Annotated in this window: 14 protein-coding genes; 7 read left to right on the top strand and 7 right to left on the bottom strand. The window is 69.1% G+C overall.

Features of this window, described 5'->3' with window-relative positions:
• Window positions 1-32: 32 nt before the first annotated feature.
• Window positions 33-1,397: a DUF3999 domain-containing protein gene (locus AC1PMG_RS05220; RefSeq protein ID WP_481110884.1), complete on the bottom strand. Its 1,365-nt coding sequence runs from the start codon at window positions 1,395-1,397 to the stop codon at window positions 33-35.
• Window positions 1,394-4,141, bottom strand: coding sequence for a DUF2339 domain-containing protein (locus AC1PMG_RS05215; RefSeq protein WP_481110883.1), 2,748 nt, complete (start codon window positions 4,139-4,141; stop codon window positions 1,394-1,396). The genes AC1PMG_RS05220 and AC1PMG_RS05215 overlap by 4 nt, the downstream gene beginning before the upstream one ends.
• A 258-nt stretch (window positions 4,142-4,399) precedes the next feature.
• Here AC1PMG_RS05215 and AC1PMG_RS05210 point away from each other — a divergent pair, with 258 nt between their 5' ends.
• The 3 genes from AC1PMG_RS05210 (at window position 4,400) to AC1PMG_RS05200 (ending at window position 7,978) form a co-directional block, all read left to right on the top strand.
• On the top strand, window positions 4,400-5,476 hold the full coding sequence (locus AC1PMG_RS05210) for a methyl-accepting chemotaxis protein (RefSeq protein ID WP_481110882.1): 1,077 nt from the start codon (window positions 4,400-4,402) through the stop codon (window positions 5,474-5,476).
• A 281-nt stretch (window positions 5,477-5,757) separates the two neighbouring features.
• Window positions 5,758-6,219, top strand: a complete 462-nt coding sequence (locus AC1PMG_RS05205; protein ID WP_342072807.1) for a hypothetical protein — start codon at window positions 5,758-5,760, stop codon at window positions 6,217-6,219.
• A 592-nt stretch (window positions 6,220-6,811) separates the two neighbouring features.
• The gene (locus AC1PMG_RS05200) at window positions 6,812-7,978 is read left to right on the top strand and encodes a hypothetical protein (RefSeq protein WP_481110881.1); all 1,167 of its coding nucleotides are present in this window, start codon (window positions 6,812-6,814) and stop codon (window positions 7,976-7,978) included.
• Window positions 7,979-8,242: 264 nt separating this feature from the next.
• Here the strand turns inward: AC1PMG_RS05200 and gap are convergent, their stop codons facing one another.
• The gene (gene gap, locus AC1PMG_RS05195; RefSeq protein ID WP_043094937.1) at window positions 8,243-9,244 is read right to left on the bottom strand and encodes a type I glyceraldehyde-3-phosphate dehydrogenase; all 1,002 of its coding nucleotides are present in this window, start codon (window positions 9,242-9,244) and stop codon (window positions 8,243-8,245) included.
• Window positions 9,245-9,404: 160 nt separating this feature from the next.
• Here gap and AC1PMG_RS05190 point away from each other — a divergent pair, with 160 nt between their 5' ends.
• The 3 genes from AC1PMG_RS05190 (at window position 9,405) to AC1PMG_RS05180 (ending at window position 11,859) form a co-directional block, all read left to right on the top strand.
• On the top strand, window positions 9,405-10,034 hold the full coding sequence (locus AC1PMG_RS05190; protein WP_017917377.1) for an OmpW/AlkL family protein: 630 nt from the start codon (window positions 9,405-9,407) through the stop codon (window positions 10,032-10,034).
• A gap of 248 nt (window positions 10,035-10,282) precedes the next feature.
• The gene (locus AC1PMG_RS05185) at window positions 10,283-10,903 is read left to right on the top strand and encodes an OmpW/AlkL family protein (RefSeq protein WP_481110880.1); all 621 of its coding nucleotides are present in this window, start codon (window positions 10,283-10,285) and stop codon (window positions 10,901-10,903) included.
• Window positions 10,904-11,046: 143 nt separating this feature from the next.
• Window positions 11,047-11,859, top strand: a complete 813-nt coding sequence (locus tag AC1PMG_RS05180; protein ID WP_043094932.1) for a S1/P1 nuclease — start codon at window positions 11,047-11,049, stop codon at window positions 11,857-11,859.
• A gap of 88 nt (window positions 11,860-11,947) precedes the next feature.
• On the opposite strand, the gene trxC is transcribed toward AC1PMG_RS05180, so the two are convergent.
• The 4 genes from trxC to AC1PMG_RS05160 all read right to left on the bottom strand — a co-directional run bounded on the left by trxC (window position 11,948) and on the right by AC1PMG_RS05160 (window position 17,206).
• Window positions 11,948-12,391 carry a thioredoxin TrxC gene (trxC, locus tag AC1PMG_RS05175; RefSeq protein WP_481110879.1) on the bottom strand — a complete coding sequence of 148 codons (444 nt, stop codon included), beginning with the start codon at window positions 12,389-12,391 and terminating at the stop codon, window positions 11,948-11,950.
• The gene (locus AC1PMG_RS05170) at window positions 12,388-12,867 is read right to left on the bottom strand and encodes an OsmC family protein (protein ID WP_019801935.1); all 480 of its coding nucleotides are present in this window, start codon (window positions 12,865-12,867) and stop codon (window positions 12,388-12,390) included. The genes trxC and AC1PMG_RS05170 overlap by 4 nt, the downstream gene beginning before the upstream one ends.
• 78 nt (window positions 12,868-12,945) lie before the next feature.
• Window positions 12,946-16,149, bottom strand: a complete 3,204-nt coding sequence (locus AC1PMG_RS05165; protein WP_481110878.1) for an efflux RND transporter permease subunit — start codon at window positions 16,147-16,149, stop codon at window positions 12,946-12,948.
• Window position 16,150: 1 nt separating this feature from the next.
• A complete protein-coding gene (locus tag AC1PMG_RS05160) occupies window positions 16,151-17,206 on the bottom strand; it encodes an efflux RND transporter periplasmic adaptor subunit (RefSeq protein ID WP_481111613.1) in 1,056 nt (351 codons plus the stop codon).
• Window positions 17,207-17,485: 279 nt separating this feature from the next.
• Between AC1PMG_RS05160 and AC1PMG_RS05155 the strand changes: the two genes are divergently transcribed.
• Window positions 17,486-17,854 carry a rhodanese-like domain-containing protein gene (locus tag AC1PMG_RS05155; protein WP_481110877.1) on the top strand — a complete coding sequence of 123 codons (369 nt, stop codon included), beginning with the start codon at window positions 17,486-17,488 and terminating at the stop codon, window positions 17,852-17,854.
• The last annotated feature ends 2 nt before the right edge of the window (window positions 17,855-17,856 follow it).

The following is a 17,856-nucleotide window of genomic DNA, read 5'->3' as shown; positions in this document are numbered from 1 at the left end:
GCGCAGCGTACGCACCGTCGCCGCGGGATCGATCAGCCCGTACCGTCGGCGGCGCCGGGTTTGCGCAGCAGGCTGAGCGCGAAACCGACCACCAGCAGCGCACCGCCGACCAGCAGCGCCCACAGCAGCCAGGTCTTCCAGTCGCGCGGTGGCGCTGGCGCCTGCAACGCCGCGGCACCGGCCAGCGGCTGCACCGCGCCGAGGCTGGCAGTGGCCGGCGCCCATTGCGGCCCACGCTGGGTGTGCAAGGCCTGCAACGCGGCGGCCAACGGCGCCTGCGCACGCTGGGTGCGCGCACTGCCGGCGGCCAGGGCATAAGGCGGCGCCCCCTGCGCCAGGAACACCAGCGTCTCCGGCTGGTAGCCCAGGCGCAGCGCCGGCCGCTGCCGGCCCGGCTCCTGCGTCGCCAGCAGCCGCCAGTAGCGATCGCGCACCGGCGCAGTCAGCGCCTGCGGCGGCGAGCGGCTGCCGCCGCCCACCTGGTAGGCCAGCCATGGGCCGGCGCGGTCCTGCCACGGCGCCTCGGCGCTGTCGCGGCTCTGCACGCGCCATTCGATGGCGTTGTTGCCGGGCAAGGCGATGTCGACGCGCGTCACCGGGTAGCGCCCCGGCGACACGAAGGCATAGCCGTGCTGCGCGGGATCGGTGCTCGCCGCGTCCAGTTGCTGCCAATGCCAGTCGGCCGCGACCGGTACCGGCGCCAGTTCGGCTTCCACTCCGGTCAGCGGCGGCGCGCCGGCACCGGCCAGCGGCAGCAGGCGCAGATAGCGCACCTCGCGGCCGATGGGGATGCGCAGCTGCTGCAGGCGGTGCCCCTGGTTGCTGAGGTCGACCAGGGTCGCCTCGTCCACCACCACCTCCCAGTCGCGCAGGTCGTCGCTGCCCTCGACGCGATAGCGGGCCTGCTGTGGCTGCGCAGCGGCGGCCCATTGCAGCGACAGCGCGCGCAGCGGCGCACGCAGTGCGCTGGCATCGACCAGCCAGCCGGCAGCGCCCGCGTCGGGGCCAGCGCCGGCCACGCGGGTCTGGATGCGGCGCACACTGCCGTCGCTGTCGCGCTCGGCGATCAGCTCCAGATCCGGCGTACGCCCGTCGGGCGCCGCCGGCAGCGGAAACCACGGCAGCGGCTGCCGGCGCGGCGCGGTCTCGGCCTGCTCGGCGGCGAACAGGGCCGCCGGCAGCGGGTCGCCGGCCGCGTTGAACACCTCCACATCGCCCAGCGAGGCGCGCTGCGCGCTGCGGTAGACCGCATCGTCGAGCTGCACGCGATAGGCGCCGGCATCGGCGTCCTGCAGGGTCAGCGGCCACTGCTGGGCGTAGTCGTCGCGCTGGCTGGCGGCGAACGCGCACAGCGGCAACCCGGCCAGCAACAACGGGAACAGCGCACGTCGGATCATGGGATGGCCTCCTCGGCCGGTTCGGCAGCGCGCGGCGGCGCCGGCGCCAGATAGCCGACCACCGTACACAACAAGCCGTACGCGATGAACGAGGCGATGCCGGCGACGTTGCCGAGGTTGCCGCGGTCCACCAGCAACAGCTTGCCCAGCACCACCGCCATCAATACCGCGCCGGCCAGCCACAGGCCGCGCTGGCCGCGCCGCGAGCCGAGCACCCAGCCGAGCACGCCCAGCACGCTCCAGACCACGGTCAGGCTGGTCTGCGCCACGCCATTGCCGAGCACGCCGGGCCACGGCACCGCCGCCCAGTAGTGCACCGCATGCAGGGTGACGCTGGTGATCCACAGGAAGCCGGCACCGGCCAACAGCTGGGTGCGCCAGGGCCGCAGCAGCGCCGGCAGCTCCGCGGTGCGGGTCCAGCGCACGCCCAGGACCAGCAGCGCCAGTTGAGTCAGTTCCAGCGGATTGAGCACCGGCACCCAGGGCAGCGGCGCGCTGCTGCCGGGCAGGCCCAGGCTGTACAGCCAGGCCACCGCCAGCAGGCCGAAGTAGGTGCTCTGCAGCGCGCTGCGGCACGGCGCGAATGCCGCACCCAGCGGAGCCGCCAGCCAGTTCCAGCGCCACAGCGACAGCGCCGTCGCCAGCAACCAGGGCGCCAGCAACAGCATCCAGCGCCAGCCGGCGGCGAGCTCGCTGTGCAGCGCGATCCAGGTGCACAGCAGCCCGACCACGCTGGGCCACACCAGCCACCACACGAACTGCGCCGCACGCGCGACGCCGCCACCGCTGTCGCGCAGGCACAGCAGGCTGCGCACGCCGAGCACCGCGAACAGCGCCCAGGCCCAGCCGCCATGCCCGGCGAACGGCTGCCCGTGCACATCGGCCTGCCAGACCGCCAGCGGCAAGGCCAGGGCCAGGCCACCCAGCGTGGTCGCGGCCAGCGCCAGTGCCGGCCAGCGCCGCTGCGCCTCGGCGGCGAGCCAGCCGCTGACCGCGACCCACGCCAGCAGCACGTCGGCGCGCGCGTCGGCGTCGACGAATCGCACGATCTCGGTGACACCGATCCCGCACCACCAGAACAGCCCCCACACGTAGTAGCCCAGCGCCGGCACGGCGGCCCGCCCACGGCGGTAGCACCAGGCGCTGGCGAAACCGGCCAGCGCCAGCAGCAGCCCGCTCATGAAGGTGGCGTTGGCCACCGCCTGGGTGTCCTGGGCGATGTCCTCCACGCCCACCAGGAAACCGAACGACGCCGCCAATTGCAGGCCGGCGCCGCTGAACTGCGGCAGCCAGCGCCGCTGGCGCAGGCCCAGCCACGCCAACGCCGCCCCCTCCAGCGCGAACACGCTGGCGGTCGCGCGCGCGGACAGCGCCAGCGGCACCGCCAACGTGGCGAACCCCACCGCCAGCACCGCATACGCCTGCCCCAGCACCGCGAAGCTCGCGCGCCGGATCAGCGCCGCCGCCAGCAGGGCATAGATCGCCGCCAGTCCCAGCGCACACAGGGCCAACGGCAGGCCGTCGCCGCGCAGCAGCCCCGCCTGCAGCGAAAAGGCGATCAGCGGCGTGCCGAACACCAGGCTGCCGTCGATCAGCGTGCTGCGCGCTGCCTGGCGCCGCGCATACAGGATCGGGATCAGCAGGTAGAAGGCGAAGAACAGCAGCAGGAACGGCTCGGTGCTGGCGAACTTTTCGGGCCGGTACTGCAACACGCCCCACAGCGTGCCGATGCCGAAGGTGAAGCCGAACCCGAGCAGGTTCAGCACCCGCCACGGCCGGTACCAGGCGATCGCGAACACCGCCGCGTTGAGCAGCGCATAGTAGGAGAACAACGCGACGTGGTTGCCGCTGCCGGTGGACAGCCACAGCGGCGCGAGGAAGCCGGCCAGCGTGCCCAGCACCGCCAGCGTGCGCGATTCCTGCGCCACCGCCAGCACGCACATGCCCGCGACCAGGGCGATGCTCAGCGCCAGCGCCGCGCCGGCGGGGATCAGCCCGGACAGCTTGAAGGCGGCGAACACGATCAGCAGCAGCACGCCGATCGCCCCGCCCTGCAGGGCCAGCGCAAAGCTGCGCTTGCGCGTGCGCTGGCGCCAGCCGAAGGCCAGGCCGGCCAGCGACGCGGCGGCGATGCCGGCGTAGCGCAGCTCGATCGGCATGCGCAGCCAGCCCTGGTCGCCAGCGTACTTCAGCAGCGCGGCGACGCCGGCCAGCAGCACCAGCATGCCGATCTTGACCGGGACATTGCCCTCGGTGAACGAGCGTTTGATCCCGCCCAACAGCCGTTCGATCGGATCCGGCCCACGCGGCGCGGCGGGCTGGGCCGTCGCGGCGGTGCGCGCCTGGGCCTGCTGCTGCTCGGCGCGTTCGACCGCGGCGGCCAGCGTCGCGAAATCGTCGTCCCTGGGAGACGCCGGCAAGGGTGGCGGCAGCGGCGGTGGCGCCACGACGGGCTCGGCGAACGGGTCTGGACGCGAAAGGTCGAGGCCTGCAGCGAACGGCATGTCCTCCGCCTCGACCTCGGACTCGGCGACGGCGGCCTGGCCCTCTGCGGCAGCGGCCGCGACATCGGCGCGATCCGTCGCGGTGGCCGGCGTGGCGGCGGCCATCCGCGCCACCTGCGCCTCCAGTGCGGCGAGCCGCTGGCGCAGGCGCGACTGCCCGACCAGGGCCACGATCGACAGCAGTGGCAGCGCCAGCACCACCAGCGCCGCAAACACCACCAGCACGACCAACTTGTCCATTCGTCTCACATCTCCACAGGCGGTGGGGCGGCGCCCGTGGCGCGCACCGGGGGCCCGGCGGCGCCGGACCTGGCGCAGATGGTAGACGAGTTCGGCGCCGACATCGGCCCACGGACGAGGCCGCAGCCCAGTCAGCGCAAGGCCCGACGTTCCGACAAACGGTCTTCACAGCGCCCTCAAGTCCAGTGCACCGGCGGCCGCTACACCCCTTATCGCGTCGTCCGTCTGCTGTTTTCTCCCACCCCACCGGCAGCATGAATGAACCTACCCGCCCACCCCGCCGACGCGGGGATCGATGACCAGATTCGCGCCGTCGTCGGCTTGTCCGACCAGTTGCTCGGCCAGTTGCGCCGCTCGCTGCAGGGGATCGACGCGATCAACCGCACCACCCACATGATCTCCATGAACGCGCGCATCGAATCGGCGCGGATCGGCGCCGCCGGACGCGGCTTCAGCGTGATCGCGCAGGAAATGGACGGACTGTCGCGACGCGTGGCCGAGGCCACCCAGGACCTGGACAAGGTCGCCGCGCGCACCAGCGCGGAGATGCGGCAGACACTGGGCCGCCTGCAGGACGACGTGCGTCGCACGCGGCTCAGCGAGCTGGCCCTGAGCAACATCGACCTGATCGACCGCAACCTCTACGAGCGCAGTTGCGACGTGCGCTGGTGGGCCACCGACGCGGCGGTGGTCGCCGCGGCGCGTGCCGACAGCGATGCCGAGGCGCTGGCCTACGCCTCGCGGCGCATGGGCCAGATCCTGGATTCGTACACGGTCTACTTCGACCTGATCCTGGCCGGAAGCGATGGCCGCATCCGCGCCAACGGCCGACCGCGGCAGTTCGCCTCGGTCGGCAGCGACGTCTCCGCGCAGCCATGGTTCGAACACGCGATGCGCACGCGCAGCGGCGAGGAATTCGGCTTTCAGGACGTGCATGCCAGTGCGCTGGCCGACGGCGAGCGCGTGCTGGTGTACGCATGCACGGTGCGCGACGGCGGTCGCGTCGATGGGCGCGTGCTGGGCGTGCTGGGCATCGTGTTCCGCTGGGACGCGCTGGCGCAGACGATCGTGCAGCGCACGCCGCTGTCCGAATCCGAATGGGGCCGCAGCCGCGCCTGCATCGTCGATGCGCAGGGCCGGGTGCTGGCCGACTCGGCCGGGCGCATGCTGCAGGACCGGATCGACTTCGACGGCCGCGACGCCTTGTTCAAGCAGCCGCGTGGCGCCGTGCTGATCGATCTCGACGGCCGGCCGCACTGCATCGCGCACGCCGCCTCTCCCGGCTACGAAACCTACCGCACCGGCTGGCACTCGCTGATCCTGCAGGCGCTGTAGCCGCCCGCACTGGTCGCCACCGCAAAAGCGGCAGCGGATCACAGGCTGCCGCGCGCGATGTCGGCACAGCCGCCTGCGCAGCGCCCGCAGACCGTGTGCCGACGAGTGCGACGCCCTCATCGCCAGGGCGTCGTCTCTGCCTGAACGCCCGTGCGTGCTGTATTGACGGCGTCATTTCGCCATGCCTAAGCTCGTCGCGCCGCGTTGATGCCACACGACGCATCGCCTCGACGCGATCGGTGCACTCTGGATTGCAGACGCCACTCCCCAGGTAAACGGACATGACCATGAAACCCTTTCGCACCCTGCTGATCTCGGCCCTGCTGGCCGGGTCCTTCGCCGCTCCCGCCCTGGCCGAAAAGGTCGACAATCCGGATCTCTACACCGCCGACGCGGTCAAGAAGAACATCGTCATCGGCAAGACCACCAAGGAAGAGGTACGCGCCATCTATGGCGAGCCAAAGCACGTCTACAGGACGTCCGGAAAGGAAGGCGGTTACGAAAAGTCCTGGACCTACAGCCCGGGCGAGTCGCACGGCGAAAAAGTGCGTGGTACCGCGACGACGGTGCTCAAGCGCATGCTGCCGGGTTTCTACACCGGCCAGGCGATCAACGAGGCGCAGGACCACGGCGTCGGTGCACGCAACGTCAAGTCGTATGACCTGGAGGTGGAATTCGACGCCAAGGGCGTGGTCACCGACTATCGGCAGACCGAAAGCAACCAATCGCGCGACGCCCTGTAATCGCGAGGCCGAGCCAGCCTACGGCATTCGACGCGCCGCAGCAGGGCCAACGGCTCGCCACAACGAAGAAGGAGCGCGTGAGCGCTCCTTCTTCGTTGTGGCCTGGGCCTGCGTTCGCGACAGCGCCAGAACGGGCCGAGCGCTGCACGGGAACATACGTAACCCGCCGGTCGCGTGGCCGAGCTCCTCAGCACCTGGACACGGTCGCCACGAGCACCAGCGCGGCGATGCGGCAGGCGCTGGGTCGCCTGCAGGACGAGATGCGCCGCACGCACCTCAGCGAACCGGCCCTGGTCAGTGTCGACCTGATCGCACCTCCACGATCACAGTGACGACATGCGCTGGTGGGCCTGAAACACGGCGCAAGGACTCCATCGGCCCTCGCAGAACCACTCCGCCATGAAGAGTGGATCTCGCGTTGGGACCAATGCAATCATCGTGGATGCGGCAAACGACCACCCCGACTCGCATGCGAAAGTCGAGGAAAGCAATGAAGACGCAACGAAAACGGCGGAAAACTGGCCGCACAAGGCCGATGCGCAGCCAATGACCACCAACATCCCTCCATTTGCAACTCAAGAAACGAGCAGATATGGATTGCCTTACGCTACAGGACAAGTACCCGGACTTCTATTTCTTCTGGCTGGAAAAGCTTGGCCTGTATTACGCAGCCGGCGAAGAGAACAAGACATACCTGATCGAAAGAAATGGAGACATCGTCTACCAACCGCCCGAAAAGACGTTCGCCGATTTAAATGGAAGCCACTTCCCCTACAACTGGGACAAGTGGGAAACGGATTTCAACCGTCAGATCGATTACTGGATAGCAATCCATTTTTCAGGGGAATTCATTACCAACTCGATTTTCTCCTTTCGGAACGGCAACCTTGTCCGCTTACTCGAAGACGAGCTCATCCTGTGTGCAGCCCCCATAACGCCGCAACGACTGTTGCTGCAAGTGGCCAAGGACAAGGAAAATCCCTTGTCCCAGGTCACCATCCACCTCTACGACACGCTTAGAAACGAACGCCGGGAACTATGGGAAGGCCCCTACCGGGAAGAACCATTTTCTGTTCATCGCGTGCGCGGCGCGGAGTATTTCTTTTCGATCTGGATTCGCGACGACGAAAACCCCATCGATCACTACACACACAAAATATTCCAGTTATATACCGCCGAAGGAGAACCGCTGGTAGATTTTGAAACGACCTGGGGACAGGGCGGCGGAGACACCTGTTTCGATCTCTCCCAACGAGGCATGGGAATCACCCACAGAATTCTGGACAAACCCATCTTTCTATCATCGCGCTGGTATTTCAACCGCTATGAGGCATGCGATGTACTGATCGACAGGAAAGGCAATAACTACGGGGAATTTTATTACATTGCGGGACAGGTACCCTCGTATTTCGGCAAGACCTCGACCAGGCATCCGAAGTACATCGACAAGAAAATTCTGTGCCTTGCGCTGCCCGTACGCGATCATCAGCCGCCGTGCCTGACGATCCTCAACGAGGAAGGCAGCAGGATCGTGACGGAATTCGAATGTCCGTGGCTTTTTTTCAACCTATCCGCAACGCTCGTCAAAGACAAATCCATCTTCGGCAAGACCTGCCTTGTGGTGATCGACAAGGAATGTCACGCAAGGCTTATCGGCCTCGATGGAAAGGAAATCGAAAACACCACGCCCATTCCCCTGAAAAGCATCGACCCCAGAATGAACTATCCAAAGCTTTTCGCGAAGCAATGCCGGCAATAGCAGTGCATCGAATTGGCTTCAAGCCAGGCAGGTCTTGAGTCCATCCGGATCCCCAGCCTGAACAGTCCCGCCGCAACCGCACGAACATCGACCCGGAGCAGGAAGCACCTGCACGATCTGTCCGGCAAGCCGGCGTGCGACACCTGGAGCGTGTCATGTCCTCCGGGGCATGCAGGCACGGGACCTGCGCCATTCCATCCGGGCACGTCATCGCCCACAAAAAAGCGCCGCAAGGCGCTTTCTTTGTGGACGACGCCAGGCGGCTTACTTCGCCACCACCTTGACCATTTCCAGGCACTTGTTCGAGTAGCCCCACTCGTTGTCGTACCAGGACACCAGCTTGACGAAGGTGCCGTCAAGGGCGATGCCGGCATCGGCATCGAAGATCGAGGTGCGCGCGTCGCCGCGGAAATCGGTAGCCACCACCTTGTCTTCGGTGTAGCCGAGGATGCCCTTCAGGGCGCCTTCGCTCTGCGCCTTCACTTCGGCACAGATCTCGGCGTAGGTGGCCGGCTTTTCCAGTTCCACGGTCAGGTCGACCACCGACACGTCCGAGGTCGGCACGCGGAAGCTCATGCCGGTGAGCTTCTTGTTCAACTCCGGGATCACCACGCCGACCGCCTTGGCCGCACCGGTGCTGGACGGAATGATGTTCTCCAGGATGCCGCGGCCGCCGCGCCAATCCTTGTTGCTCGGGCCATCCACGGTCTTCTGGGTTGCGGTGGCCGCGTGCACGGTGGTCATCAGGCCGCGCTTGATGCCCCACTTGTCGTTGATCACCTTGGCCAGCGGCGCCAGGCAGTTGGTGGTGCAGCTGGCGTTGGAGACGATGGCCTGGCCGGCGTAGGTGCTGTCGTTGACGCCATACACGAACATCGGCGTGTCGTCCTTCGACGGCGCCGACAGGATCACCTTCTTGGCGCCGGCGTCCAGATGCTTCTGCGCGGTTTCCTTGGTCAGGAACAGGCCGGTGGACTCGATCACCACGTCCACGCCGACCTCGCCCCACTTCAGCGCCGCCGGATCGCGTTCCTGGGTCAGGCGGATCTTCTTGCCGTTGACCAGCAGGTGGCCGCCGTCGACCGACACCTCGCCCTCGAAGCGGCCGTGCACGGAGTCGTACTGCAGCATGTAGGCCAGATAATCCGGCTCGAGCAGGTCGTTGATGGCGACGATCTCGATGTCGCTGCCGAAATTCTGCACCGCCGAGCGCAGCACGTTGCGCCCGATGCGACCGAAACCGTTGATGCCGACCTTGATTGCCATTTCAGTAGCTCCTGCGGCCGCGCCTGGCGCGGCGGATGGAAGGGGAAATCCCATTCTAGCAGGCCGGCCGCGCCACGCCGGACACGCCGGTTTGATCAGGATCAAGGCGGCATGGGGCGGCGCGCCGGACACTGCGCCCACACCCAACCGAGACTCCACCATGCGCACCACCTCCCCCCTCCTGCTCGCCGGCCTGGCCGCCGCCCTGACCCTGTGCGCCCTGCCGGCGCTGGCGCAGTCGCAAGGCGACTGGACCATCGGCATCGGCGCCCACCAGGTCAACCCGAAGTCCGACAACGGCACGCTCGCCGGCGGCACCCTGCCGCTGCGCATCGACAGCAACATCCGGCCGACGGTGACCTTCGAGTACTTCGTGCACCAGGACCTGGGCGTGGAAGTGCTGGCCGCGCTGCCGTTCGAGCACGACATCAGCGTCAAGGGCGTGGGCAAGGTCGGCAGCACCAAGCACCTGCCGCCGGTCGTGTCGCTGCAGTACCACTTCAACAGCGCCGGCAAGGTCTCGCCGTTCGTCGGCGCCGGCCTCAACTACACCACCTTCTTCAGCGAGAAGACCACCGGCGCGCTGGCCGGCAGCAAGCTCAAGCTGGACGACTCCTGGGGCCTGGCCGCGCATGCCGGCGTGGACATCGCGCTCACCGACAAGTCGGCGCTGCGCGTGGACATGCGCTGGATCGACATCGACAGCAAGGTCAAGGTCAACGGCAGCGACCTGGGCACCGCGCACATCGACCCGCTGGTGTACGGCCTGGCCTACGTGATGAAGTTCTGAGACGGGCACCGGCGCCGCTGCGAGCTGCGGCGCCGGCGGCAACAGGATCGGCGCCGCGCGCGGCAGCGGCGCCATCCCGGAGCATGGCCCTACCGGATCGACGCGCGGGCCGCAGACGCGGCCTCGCCGGAGCGCAGCGCGTCCGCCCCGCTTCTCTGGCAGACTACGCGCCACACGGATGTGGATCGGTGCCCGCCGGGCCGACACGGGGTTCGCATCCGCCCACTCGTCGTCCACCGGGGTCTCCCATGCCGCCACGCCTGTTCCGTCGCCTTGCCGTCGCCGCCCTCGCCAGCATCGCCATGCCCGCCGCGGCGCAGTCGGCCGGCCACTTCACCACCAGCTATGGCCTGCACGGCATGGTGCCGGGGTCGTCCAACGGCACGCTGCGCGGCAGCGACCAACGCTTCGACGCCGACGTCGCGCCGGCCGTGTCGTTCAGTTACGAATACTTCTTCCGCGGCAACCTCGGCGTGGAGATCCAGGGCCTGGTCGGCCAGCAGAAGATCGGCCTGGACCGCGGTGGCGATATCGGCAGCGCCTGGATGCTGTCGCCGACCATCTCGCTGCAGTACCACTTCAACGGCAACGGCGACATCTCCCCGTTCGTCGGCGCCGGCCTCAACTACACCGCATTCCTCGGCAGCGACGGCAAGGGCGCGTTTTCGTCCAACGACGTGAAGTTCAAGGACAGCATTGGACCGGCGGTGCATGCCGGCGTGGACTTCGCCGTCGGCGAGCGCAGCGCCATCCGCGTGGACGCACGCTGGACCGGCATGCGCAGCGACGTGGAAGTCGATGGCAGCACGCTCGGCAAGGCCAAGCTCGACCCGGTCACCTACGGCGTCGCCTACCTGATGTATTTCTGAGCCGGCAGCCGGGTCGTGTCCTCGGACGCGGCTCGGCACGGTCTGCGACGCCACTTGGCACGGACGTCCGCCATGCTGAGCGGCAACGCAATAGACCCAATACGCGTCATGGCCACGTCGTCGGCGCCGGCTAGAATCGGCGCATGAAAATCTCTCCCTTCGTTTGCACCGCGCTCGCCGCGGCCCTTGCCGCCGCACCGTCCGCCGCCTTCGCCTGGGGCCCGCTGGGCCACCGCCTGGTCGCCGATCTCGCCGACACCCAACTCACCCCGCAAGCCCGCGCGCAGGTCCGTACCCTGCTGCAGGGCGAACCCGACCCGACCCTGGCCGGCGTGGCCAACTGGGCCGACCAGCTCCGCGAACACGATCCCGACCTCGGCAAGCGCAGCGCGCGCTGGCACTACGTCAACCTGGCCGAGAACGACTGCCACTACGAGCAGACCCGCGACTGTCCGGATGGCAACTGCGCGGTCGAAGCGCTGCGCCGCCAGGCCGCGATCCTCGCCGACCGCAGCCAGCCGCAGGCCGCGCGTGCGCAGGCGCTGAAGTTCGTCGTGCATTTCGCCGGCGACGTGCAGCAGCCGCTGCATGCCGGCTACGCCCGCGACAAGGGCGCCAACACCGTGCAGATCCAGTTCGAGGGCAAGGGCAGCAATCTGCATTCGCTATGGGACAGCGGCCTGCTGCGCAGCCGCGGGCTGGACGAACAGGCCTACCTGGCCGAGTTGGAAAAGCAGCCGTTGCCGGCGCCCTCGCCGGCGGGCAGCGCGCTGCCGCCGCCGGCCGCGGCGTGGGCCGAGGCCTCCTGCAAGATCATGCTGCGTCCGGGCTTCTATCCGCCCGGCGCCACGCTGCCGGCCGATTACGTGACGACCTGGCGCCCGGTCGCCGAGGCGCAGCTGCGCCAGGCCGGTGCGGATCTGGCAGCCACGTTGAACGCAGCGCTGGGCAAGTAAGCGCGGCGCACACGGTAGGAGCGGCTTCAGCCGCGATGGGCTTGCCTGGAAAAGCCCATCGCGGCTGAAGCCGCTCCTGCGAGAGCACTTACGCCACACCCAACTGCGTGCGCGTCCAGCGCACGATCTCGGCGGTGCCGATGGCGCCGCTGTGACGGCCGAGTTCGAGCCCCTGCCGCAGCAGAAGCAGCGTCGGAATGCTGCGGATGCCGAAGCGCCCGGCCAGCGCCGGCTGTGCATCGCTGTCCAGCTTGCCCAGGCGCAGCCGCGGCTCGAGCTGCGCGGCAGCCGCCGCGAAATGCGGGGCCATGGTCCGGCACGGGCCGCACCACGGCGCCCACACGTCCACCAGCAACGGCAGGTCGCTGCGTTCGGCATGCGCGGCGAAGGTCTCCGCGGTGAGCGTCACCGGGGTCGCGTCGAACAAGCCACGATGGCAGCGCCCGCATTGCGGGGACGCCGCCAGCTTCTCGCCCGGCACCCGGTTGAGCGCGGCGCAGTGCGGGCAGGCGACATGCAGCGACTCGCTCATGCCCCGGCCTCGATGCTCTTGTCGCCGAGCAGCACGGTGCCCTGCGCATCCTTGACCGTGACCTGCACGTCGATGCCCTGGCGCACGCTCTGGGTGACCACGCAGAACTGCTCGAACTGGGCCAGGATCCGCTCCAACTGCGCGTAGTCCTGGTTGGCGCCGGGCAACTGCAGTTCGACCGACGCCTGCGGAATGCGCCAGAAGCCCTCGGGGTTGCGCATCGGCGTGGCGGTGATGTGCGCGACCACCCCGGCCGGGTCGTTCTTGTACTTGCGCATCGCGAACAGCAGGCTCGCCGCCAGGCAATTGGCGATGCCGGCCAGCAGGATGCGCGTGGGATTGGGACCGCGCTCCTGGCCCAGCGGTGCGGTTTCGTCGCTCAGCCAGGGCTCCAGCGCGGTTTCGTCGAAGCGGATGCGGAACGCGAAGTCCGTGTCCTGCTCCAGGGTGACGCGGATCGGATCGCCGATGGGCATGGTGGAAGCTCCACTGCGAAGGAGGGACGTGCGACTCTACGCCGGCACCGGTAACGGCATGTGGACGCAGCGTCGCGTTCACGCCGCCGCTGCGCGCTGTGCCAACGGGTAGTACAGCAACGGAATGACCAGCAGGGTCAGCGCGGTGCTGACCAGGATGCCGAACAGCAGTGCCACCGCCAGGCCGTTGAAGATCGGATCGTCGAGGATGAACAACGCGCCCAGCATCGCCGCCAGGCCGGTCAGCACGATCGGCGGCGCGCGCACCGCACAGGCCTCGATCACCGCCTGTTCGGCGCTGCGTCCCTGCGCCAACGCATGGCGGATGAAGTCCACCAGCAGGATCGAATTGCGCACGATGATGCCGGCCAGCGCGATCATGCCGATCATGCTGGTTGCGGTGAACTGCGCGCCAAGCAGCGCGTGGCCCGGCAGCACCCCGATCACCGTCAGCGGAATCGGCGCCATGATCACCAGCGGCAACAGATAGCTGCGGAACTGCGCCACGACCAGCAGATAGATCAGCAACAGGCCCACCGCGTAGGCGATGCCCATGTCACGAAAGGTCTCGTACGTGATCTGCCACTCGCCGTCCCACTTAACTGCGAAGTCGGCGGTGTCGACCGGCGGTGCGATGAAATACTGCTGCGGCGTCTGCCCATCGAGCCTGTGGCCGCGCAGTTGCCCGACCAGGTCGAACATGCCGTACAGCGGGCTGTCCAGGCGCCCGGCTTCGTCGCCGGTGACATACACCACCGGCCGCAGGTCCTTGTGCGCGATGCTGTCGTCCCAGGGCAGGCGCTGCACCGTCACCAGCTCCGACAAGGGCACCAGTTGCCCATCGCCGCCGCGCACGCGCAACGCCAGCAGGCGGGCACTGGCGGCCTGCGCGGCGGCCGGCAGGCGCAGCCGCACCGGCTGTGCCACCTTGGACGTGCCATCGTGCAGCCAGGTGACGTCCAGCCCCTGCACCGCCGTGGCCAGGGCATCGGCGATGGCGGCCTGGCTCACGCCCAGGCGCGCGGCGCGCACGCGGTCGACCACCAGCGTTTCGCGGGTGGCCGCACTCTCCACGCTGGTGTCGACATCGACCACGTCCGGCGTGCGCAGGAAGCGCCGCTCCAGCGCCAGGGCGAGCTGGCGGCTGCGCGGGTAGTCCGGCCCGTACACCTCGGCCACCAGCGGCGCCAGCACCGGCGGCCCCGGCGGCACCTCCACCACCTTCAGCGAGGCACCATACCGGCGTGCGATCGCCGCCAGCGGCGGCCGCAGCGCGCGGGCGATGGCATGGCTGTGGCGCGTGCGCCGGTGCTTGTCGATCAGATTCACCTGCAGGTCGCCGACGTTGTTGCCGCTACGCAGGAAGTACTGCCGCACCAGGCCGTTGAAGTTGACCGGCGCCGAAGTACCGGCATAGCCCTGGTAGTCGTGCACCTCCGGCGTGCGGTCGAGCACGCCGGCCAGGTCCACCAGCAACGCATCGGTGTCCTGCAGGGTGCTGCCTTCGGGCAGGTCGACCACGATCTGCAGTTCCGACTTGTCGTCGAACGGCAGCATCTTCAGCACCACCCACTGCAGTCCGACCAGGCCCATCGCGGCCAGCAGCAGGGCGGCGATGCCGGCGAACAGCCAGCCGCGCCGGCGCGCGCCGCGGACAGGATCCAGGAACGGGCGCAGCAAGCGCCCGAACAGGCGCTGCAGGCGCGGCGGCGCGTCGCCACCCGCATGTGCCTGCGCGGCTCCCGCCGGCACATGCCGCTTCAACAGCTTCAGCGCCAGCCAGGGCGTCACCACCAGCGCGATCGCCAGCGACAGCAGCATGCCGACCGAGGCGTTGATCGGGATCGGCCGCATGTACGGCCCCATCAGGCCGCTGACGAAGGCCATCGGCATCAGCGCCGCGATCACGGTAAAGGTGGCGAGGATGGTCGGGCCGCCGACCTCGTCCACCGCAGGCGGGATCGCCTCGCGCAAGGTCTTGCCACCGGCGCGCAGATGGCGGTGGATGTTCTCGACCACCACGATGGCGTCGTCGACCAGGATGCCGATGGAGAAGATCAGCGCGAACAGCGATACGCGGTTGAGGGTGAAGCCCATCGCCCACGAGGCGAACAACGTCAGCGCCAGGGTCAGCACCACCGCGCTGCCGACCACGCTGGCCTCGCGCCAGCCCAGCGCGAACAGCACCAGCAGCACCACCGAGGCGGTGGCGAACACCAGCTTGTGGATCAGCTTGCCGGCCTTGGCCGCCGCGCTGGCACCGTAGTCGCGGGTGACCTCCGCATGCACGCCCTGCGGCAGCAATTCGCCGCGCAAGGCCTGCAGGCGCGCGCTCACGGCGCGGGTGAGCGCCGAGGCGTCACTGCCTGGCTTCTTGGCGATGGCCAGGGTCACCGCGGGTGCGCGCCCCTGCGCCGGGCCACCACGCGCGGGCGGCGCGCCGTACCACACATAGGCAGCGGGCAGGTCCGCACCGGCCTGGATCTGTGCCACATCGCGCAACTGCAGCGGCCGGCCGTCGTGCACGCCGATCACCAACTCGCGCACGGCATCGGCATCGGCCAGGAACCGCCCGGCACTGAGCGGCACCGCGCGACCGCCGCCGATGCGGTCGCCGAGCGGGTGCACCAGGTTCGCCCCCTGCAACGCCTGGCCCAGGTCGGCCACGGTGAGGTCGTAGGCGGCCAGCCGCGCCGGATCCAGCGTCACCGTGACCACCCGCGGCGGCGCGCCGATGCTGTAGATGTCGCGCGTGCCGGGGATGCGCTTGAGTTCGGTTTCCAGCGTGCGCGCGATCGCACCCAGGTCGGCGGCACTGCGCTGCGGATCGTCGCTCCACAGGGTCACGCTCATCACCGGCACGTCGTCGATGCCCTTGGGCTTGATCAATGGTGCGCTCGCGCCCATCCGCGTCGGCAGCACGTCCAGGTTGGAATACACCTGGTTGTACAGGCGCACCAGCGCGGTCTGCCGCGGCACCCCGACCTCGAATTCGACGGTCAGCACCGCCTGCCCGGGGCGGCTCACCGAGTACACGTGCTTGATGCCCTCGATCTCGTCGAGCTTCTGTTCCAGCGGCGTGCTCAGCAGTTGTTCGACCTCGCGCGCATCGGCGCCCGGTAGCGACACGAACACGTTGGCCATGGTCACGTCGATCTGCGGCTCTTCCTCGCGCGGGGTGATCGCCACCGCCGCGATGCCCAGCAGCAGCCCGAGCAGGGCCAGCAGCGGCGTCAGCGGATTGGCCTGGAAGAACGCCGCCAGGCGGCCGGAGATGCCCATCTCAGCGCGCCGCCAGCGCGCGCCGCTGCGCGGCCAGCGCCTGCCCGGCGGCGACCGGGTCGCGCGCCACGCGCTCGCCCGCGTGCAGCCCGGCCAGCACTTCCACCCGCTGCGCGTCGCGCCGGCCGATCCGCAGCTGTCGCAGGATCAACCGCCCGTCGGCCAGGACATAGGCGGCGCTGAGTTCGCCCCGCTGCAGCAGCGCCGACAGCGGAATGCTCAACGGCACCGCCGCTGCGGCATCGCCGGCAGCCAGCGGAAAACCGACCTTGGCCGTGCTGCCCGGCACCGGGGCCGGCTGCAGCGCCGGCAGCGGCACCCGCACCGTCACGCTGTGATTGCGCGGATCGGCGGTGGGAAACACCGTCACCCGCGGAACCTGCAGGCTGCGCCCATCGTCCAACCGTACCTGCGCGCGCGGCGCGGCACGGATGGCATCGGCATCGGACTGCGGCACCTGCACCTCGATGCGCTGCGCGCCGGGCACGTACAGCGACAGCAAGGCCTGCCCGGCCGCCACCGCCTCGCCCGGCTGCACCTGGCGCGCGCTGATGACACCCGCAAACGGCGCGCGCACCACGGTGTAGTCGGCCGGCTGCTGCGCCTGCGCCAGTTGCGCGGCGGCGGCAGCGCGTGCGGCGTACGCCGCATCGCGGGTGGCGCGCGCCTGATCCAGTTGCGCCCGCGACACGTACTGCGCCCCGGCCAGGGACGCATAGCGGCGATAGCTGGCCTCGGCCTCGTCGGCGCTGGCTGTGGCGGCACGCACTTGCGCCTGCGCGCTGGTCACGCCGGCACGCTGCTCCACCGCGCTCAGTTGCAGCAGCACCTGGCCGGCGGCGACCCGATCGCCCACGTCCACCGCGACGCTGCGCACGCGTCCGCCGGTCTGCGCGCTCAGATCGGCGTACTCCAACGCGGCCACGACACCATCCCAGGAGCGCGATCCCATCGCCACGGATTCCACCGGCGCGGTGGCCAGCGCCGGCAATGGTGGCGGCGCGACGGCAGCCGCGTCATGACGGCAGCCGGCCAGCGCCAGCATGGCCAGCCACACGAGCAAGCCAGCCCTGGTCGCGCGGCCATTCCGGCGGGCCGGCGCAGCGACGGACGCAGCCGTCCTGCGCCGCCGTCCGGCACGCCAGACACCGCGGATCGGCCAACGAAGCACACGCATGATCGAACTCCAGAGAAAGGGCGCATCCGCGCCGTCGGTGAACACGCCGCCGCGACAGGCCGGGCGCGGCCGCCCGAGGCTGGCCGCGAGATAAATTAGAATTTTCTTATATTAGAGTCAACTGATATGATGGAAGTACTTTCCCGCCGAGCACCCCCAATGCCCGCCTCTTCCGCCCAAGCCCTGGTCGACCGCGCACGCGCGCAGATCCACGAAACCCCCGCCCACACCGATGCCGCCGCCACGCCGCTGCCCGGCGAGTGGATCATCGACGTGCGCGAACCCGGCGAGTTCGCCATGGGCCATCTGCCCAACGCCATCAACATCCCGCGCGGCATCCTCGAGTTCCGCCTCGATGCCGATCCGGCGCTCGCCCGGCGCGACCAGCCGATCCTGTTGTACTGCGCCAGCGGCGGCCGCTCCACGTTGGCGGCGCTGAGCCTGCAGCACCTGGGCTACACCGCGGTGCGCTCGCTGACCGGCGGCTTCCTGGGCTGGACCGCGGCCGGTGGCCCGGTCGATTTCTGAGC

Source organism: Xanthomonas sp. NCPPB 2250 (assembly GCF_056725265.1).
The sequence above is the reverse complement of the archived record's forward strand: the minus strand, read 5'-3'. Positions and strand labels throughout refer to the sequence as shown.